We start from the raw sequence: 5,445 nt of genomic DNA, 5'->3' as shown, positions 1-5,445 counted from the left end.
CGAGCGCTGGCCCACCTCAGCAGCAGCTAACGGCAGCGGTTTTTACACAGCCTCGACCCGAAGCGGACCTCAGCCAAGGGTAGTCGTGCCCCGGCCTCTTACGGCGGGTGGATGCCCATCCAGCGTTTCTTCTTCAGCGCAGCCTCGATCATCTCACGCAAAAGGTCTTGTACCGCCGTGGCGGCTAGCCCCTGCGGTAGATGCTCGGAGGTGGACAGCACCACGTGGCGCGACATCTCCAGCGGATGGAACACCAGCTTGCCGGCGGAATCGCCCCGCAGATGTCGCTGCAGCGCCGAGGCCGGCAGGATTGTGTGCGCATGCCCTTGCTCAGTGATATCGAGCAGCGTGCGCAACGAATCGATCTCGGCCAATACCTCCGGCGCCCGTGCCTGGGTCGCCAACCCTGCCTCCACCAAGCGCCGCATCACCGTCTGGGCGCTGGACAGCACGAGTGGATATTGCAGCACCTCTTCGAGCGGCACCGTGCCCTCGCGGCGCCTAAGCCCGGACGTCGCCGGCGAGACGAGGTAGACGGTCTCCCGGAACAGCGGCAGTTCGGCCATGCCTGGTGTCGGGTCGAACCGGTAGGTAACCGTCATGTCGAGGCGGCCTTGCAGGACCATCTCCTTCAGCAGGTAGCTCATCCCCTCCAGCAGGCGCAGCGAGACGGCGGGCAGGCGTGCTCGCACGGCGGCGAAGAGCTCCAGCGCCAACAGGTCCTGCATCACGGTGGGCAGGCCGAGGGAGGCGGGGCCACTTGGCTCGCCTCCAGCGTGTTCGATGTCGTGCTCCGCCCGCTCCACCTGACGTAGGATGGCGACGGCGTGGCGGTACAGCGCCTGGCCGGCCTCGGTCGGAAATACGCCGGTGGAACGGCGCTCCAACAGCTTTTGACGCAGCCGCGTCTCCAGCGTCGCAATCTGCAAGCTCAGTGCCGATTGCGCGATGCCGAGTTCGACCGAGGCGCGCGACATGCTGCGCTGCTCAACGATCCGGACAAAGTATTTCAGCTGACGCAGATCCACCCAGCGCCTTCCCTGCCTGACCCTGACAAGGATATGGGACCGGACCGGCGGCCGCCATCGCTTCCCGCGATGGCCGCTTCGCGACATTGAATGAGCCAAAACCAGCGCCGTCCCTAGAATACGGAACCCCACACCTCAGACGATGGGAGGCGCGGCATGGACGGCATCAGCGTGTATTGGACCCCGGGTTGCTCAAGCTGCGTGAAGGTCAAGGAATTTCTGACCCGCAAGGGGGTCGCCTACCGCCCGGTCAACGTCGCCGCAGAGCCTGCGGCCATGGACTTCCTCGCCTCGATCGGGGCCCGGAGCGTGCCGGTGGTGGTCCGCGGCGAGGACTTCACCTTCGCCCAGTCGCTGGATGACGTCGCCCGGTTCGTTGGCATCAGCCACAGCACGGACCATCTGACGCCGGCGGTGCTGATGGCACGCTGGCAGACAATTCTCGATGTCGCTGACCAAGCTATTGCTGGGTTGCCTGCCGATGCCCTGCCGCGGCGGCCGGTGGCCGAGCGGCCGCGCACCATCCGTGACCTCGCCTTCCATATTTACCAGGTGCCGGACGCCTTCCTGCAGACCGTGACCCAGGGCCTTGAGGATTGGACCGTGGTGGCGAATGTCGATGCGCCCGAGGCAATTGGCGTCCCAGGCATCCTCGCCTATGGGACCAAGATGCGGGCGGGGGTGACCGCCTGGTGGGACGGGCTTGAGGACCGCAGCTGCAACCAGCCGCTCAAGATGTTCTACGGCACGCATCCGCTGCATGCCTTCCTCGAGCGCTCGGTCTGGCACACGGCGCAGCACACACGGCAGCTGCTGTGGTGGTCCGACGCCAACGGGATCGCGGTGCGGACGCCGCTGGCGCCGGAGATTCTGAGCGGCCTGCCGATGCCGGACGGGTTGTGGGAGTAGCCTGAAATCCCGTCCAGCCCGCGCCATTAGCTCGGTTTGCTGGAGCGATAGCCGGCGCGCCATCACAGCCATGCAAGGGCCCGCAGCGGATTGGAGTCTGCTCTCCGCCCTTCCCGATCGGTCGAGGCCGGAAACGCAGCGTCAGCTTGCGAGAAATCCGTTGTGCCCAGCTGATGGCCGGCTTGGGCACAAAGCGGCGGTTGAAGCGCGATGACGCCTATGTCTGCTCCCCGCCCAACTGCGACCTCTCCTCAGGCGCCACCGACCTGAGTTGCCTATTCGTTCGCACAAGCCGGACACTCAGAGCACTTTCGTGTCCTGACCCCAATGGCGGCGGATCCTGCCGCTGTCCATGTGCGGGGCGGCGATGCGGGCTTGGGCGATGCTGGCTAAAGGCTGAAAGCCGGCGATGCACTGATGTCGGCCGATCGAACCGACTTATACCAAGTCTCCGAGAGTATGACTCGTTGGGGATTCCAAGACTGACGGCGCTCTGATTCAACGTGGCGAACATGGGAGCTTCGCCATGCCCATCGCACTCCGAGCTGACTTTGACGCGGCTGGACTTCGTAGTGCAGCTCGACGGACCAAGGATGCGGCCCAGGCCCGCCGCCTGTTGGCCTTGGCCGCCATTTACGATGGAGCGTCACGCACGGAGGCCGCCCGGATCGGCGGAGTGACGGTGCAGATCGTCCGGGACTGGGTTGTTCGGTTCAATGCCGAGGGTCCGGCTGGGCTGCTTGATCGCAAGGCGCCGGGCCAGGCGTCACGGCTGAACAGTGGCCACCGTGCGGCCCTGGCGGCGGTGCTCGAGAGCGGCCCGATACCGACCATCCACGGTGCGGTCCGGTGGCGGCTGGTCGATCTCTGCCAATGGCTGTGGGAGGAGCATCGGGTCACGGCCGCCAAGCAGACCATGAGCCGCGAGGTGCGGGCGCTCGGCTATCGCAAGCTCTCGGCGCGGCCGCGTCATCATGCGCAGGCGGAAGACGCCATCGGGAATGTTAAAAAAGTTTCCCCGCCCGCCTGGACGAAGTCGCGCGTGAGAAGGGCGTAGCAGCGGGCGATATCGAGGTCTGGTTCGCCGACGAGGCCAGAGTGGGGCAGAAGAACAAGATCACCCGGCGCTGGGCCCGGCGCGGCACCAGGCCTATGGCGCCAAATGACCAGCGCACGGCGTCGACCTACCTCTTCGGCGCCATCTGCCCCAAGGAGGGCAAGGCGGCAGGTCTTGTTCTGCCCCATTGCAACACCGCAGCCATGAGCCTGCACCTTGCCGAAATCGCTGCCGCGGTCGCGCCTGGTGCACATGCCGTGCTGCTGCTCGACCAGGCCGGATGGCACCTGTCGGACCGGCTCGAGGTGCCGCCGAACATCACCCTCATCCCGCTGCCGCCGAAATGCCCCGAACTGAACCCGGTCGAGAACACCTGGCAGTTCATACGGGACAACTGGCTGTCGAACCGCGTCTTCCGCTGCTATGAGGACATCGTCGACCACCGCTGTCGCGCTTGGAACCGCCTCGTCGAGCAGCCCTGGACTATCATGTCCATCGGACTGCGCGACTGGGCACATCGGTTCTGATCAATGGGATTTGGTATTAGGCCACGCCTGCCACTGCCGAGGTCAGCGCGAATAAGCTGAACGGCTTGTGGATTACCGGCACCGCGGTATGCCCTCCAGTGTCGCAGTTGTTGCCATACCCCGTGGCAATCACAAATGGCACGCCGAGCAATACCAGTCTGTCCGCCACCGCTTGAACCCGCTGACCGCCTAGGTTCAGGTCCAGCACGGCGGAAGTCAGCGCCCCGTCCGACATGGCAGACTCAATCATGGCCAGGGCACGCTCAACCGTGTTGGCTGTTCCAACGACCTCAGCACCAGCATCGATGAGGCCGTCCTCTATCAGGATGGCCACAAGAGCTTCGTCTTCCACTACCAGAACTCGTTGTCCTGACAGATCGGCGACGCGTTCTGACATCAATGCGCTGTACATTGCGGACGCCTCCCTGACTTCAAGATGCTGTTCTGAAGAGAGAATATTCGGCTGGAGCCGACATCAGCTATCTGTGGCTCTTGGCGAATAGAGGTCTGTCCCGTTTCGCACGCCCGCCGAGGCAAGCGCGCTCACCTGAGAGAACCTTCGTCCGCACTATAAGCGGTGGTCAGCAACAGAGCCGCTGGCGAAGTGCGGCGCTGCGGCTTTGGAGGAAGCTGGCAGCTTCGGCTGGGCAAGTTCAGGGGCGATAGGCGTTCCTCTGCCCATCCGGCAGGCCGAACAAGCTGTCTTGGGCGCGGCGAACCACGCCGTAGCACTCGCAAGCGACGGCCTCCAGGCCCGGCCGGTCAGTAATCATCATGTTGCCGCCGCCATAGCGGATCAGCCCCGCCTTCTGCAGCGCTCCAGCCGCAACGGTGACCCCGGCACGGCGGACCCCGAGCATCATGGACATGAACTCGTGCGTCATCGCAAACCGATCACCATCGGCCCGGTCATGCGCCATCAGCAGCCAGCGGGCGAGACGCTGATCGATGTGATGGCGGCCATTGCAGGCTGCCGTGCGCGTTACCTGTTCATGATGGAGCAGCGCGTACCGCAGGAGCAGACTGCGCAGCGCAGGAATGCGCTCCAGTTCCTGCCGGAAAGCGGCCGCATCCATGCGAAGGGCCGTGCCGGGGGCCTGCACCATGGCTTCGAGGTCAGTGCTGTTCCCACCGAGCAGGATCGGCAGCCCGACTATGCCTTCGCGGCCGACCAGGCCGACTTCGGCGGCGTCGCCATCCTCCAGATAGGCCAGCATGGACACCCAGCCGGTCTCGACGAAGTAGACGGAGCCGATTGCCTTGCCAGGCTCATGTAGGACTTGGCGGAGTGCGAGCTCCGCCGGCTGGAACTGCGGCAGAAGCTCAGCAAGGTCGTCCGGCGGCAAGGCTGTGAGCAGACGGTTGCGCGGGAAGGCAACGGGTACGACGGAGAGGGCCATGGAGGGCTCCTGCGACTGGGTGTCGGCGGGAGCGCTGGTCTCTCTCGGTCACCCGCGCCGAAGGGTCGCGGCGGGTAATGGACTCCATATGGATACGCACACCGCGTTTCATCTGCCCAGAACCATACGAATGCTGCGGCTAGACCGCCTCAGCGCGGTCGATGTACGATTTCGCACGAAACAGGATTGCGCAGCTTTGCCCTCTTACCTGCGGTAACCCTCACTCTCCAAGAGCTAGATCGCCTGATGCATAAACATCACCAAGCCAATTTCATCCTGAGATAGGGTTCGGCTTGGGAGCCGGAAGGGAACTGCGCGGGGCGCCACTGCGCGATAACAAACGGCGCAACGTGTACAGTTCGGAGGTCAGAGCCTCCCTCCCTGTCCAACTGGCGAGATTGAGCGAAGCCTAACTTGATGGGTTGGATGCCCCTGCTCTGCGGCATCGAGGTGCCATAGCGTGGTTGGTGCTGAGCCCCACCACGAGGGAGAGGAGGCATCGATGGAGGAGATTACGACGATCG

The 5,445-nt window shown here is 64.4% G+C and carries 5 protein-coding genes; 2 read left to right on the top strand and 3 right to left on the bottom strand.

The genetic code is table 11. From position 1 onward, the window contains the following. Positions 1 to 98: 98 nt before the first annotated feature. On the bottom strand, positions 99 to 1,028 hold the full coding sequence (locus AC5JJ1_RS11205) for a LysR substrate-binding domain-containing protein (protein ID WP_495785204.1): 930 nt from the start codon (positions 1,026 to 1,028) through the stop codon (positions 99 to 101). A gap of 156 nt (positions 1,029 to 1,184) precedes the next feature. On the opposite strand from AC5JJ1_RS11205, the gene AC5JJ1_RS11200 reads away from it, so the two are divergent. Next, entirely contained in the window at positions 1,185 to 1,937 is a 753-nt protein-coding gene (locus AC5JJ1_RS11200; RefSeq protein WP_495785203.1) for a glutaredoxin domain-containing protein, read from the top strand. Between the two features lie 526 nt (positions 1,938 to 2,463). Further along, positions 2,464 to 3,521 (top strand): IS630 family transposase gene (locus AC5JJ1_RS11195; protein WP_495785202.1). Its coding sequence is split into 2 segments (ribosomal slippage): positions 2,464 to 2,950 and positions 2,950 to 3,521, totalling 1,059 coding nucleotides; the frame shifts between segments, so codons are not numbered across the junction. A 16-nt stretch (positions 3,522 to 3,537) separates the two neighbouring features. Here the strand turns inward: AC5JJ1_RS11195 and AC5JJ1_RS11190 are convergent. Together AC5JJ1_RS11190 and AC5JJ1_RS11185 are read right to left on the bottom strand one after the other, a co-directional pair. Further along, the gene (locus tag AC5JJ1_RS11190; RefSeq protein WP_495785201.1) at positions 3,538 to 3,918 is read right to left on the bottom strand and encodes a response regulator; all 381 of its coding nucleotides are present in this window, start codon (positions 3,916 to 3,918) and stop codon (positions 3,538 to 3,540) included. Positions 3,919 to 4,174: 256 nt separating this feature from the next. Further along, positions 4,175 to 4,921, bottom strand: coding sequence for a Crp/Fnr family transcriptional regulator (locus AC5JJ1_RS11185; RefSeq protein ID WP_495785200.1), 747 nt, complete (start codon positions 4,919 to 4,921; stop codon positions 4,175 to 4,177). Positions 4,922 to 5,445: the final 524 nt, after the last annotated feature.

It is taken from the genome of Belnapia sp., from assembly GCF_059504005.1.
The sequence above is the reverse complement of the archived record's forward strand: the minus strand, read 5'-3'. Positions and strand labels throughout refer to the sequence as shown.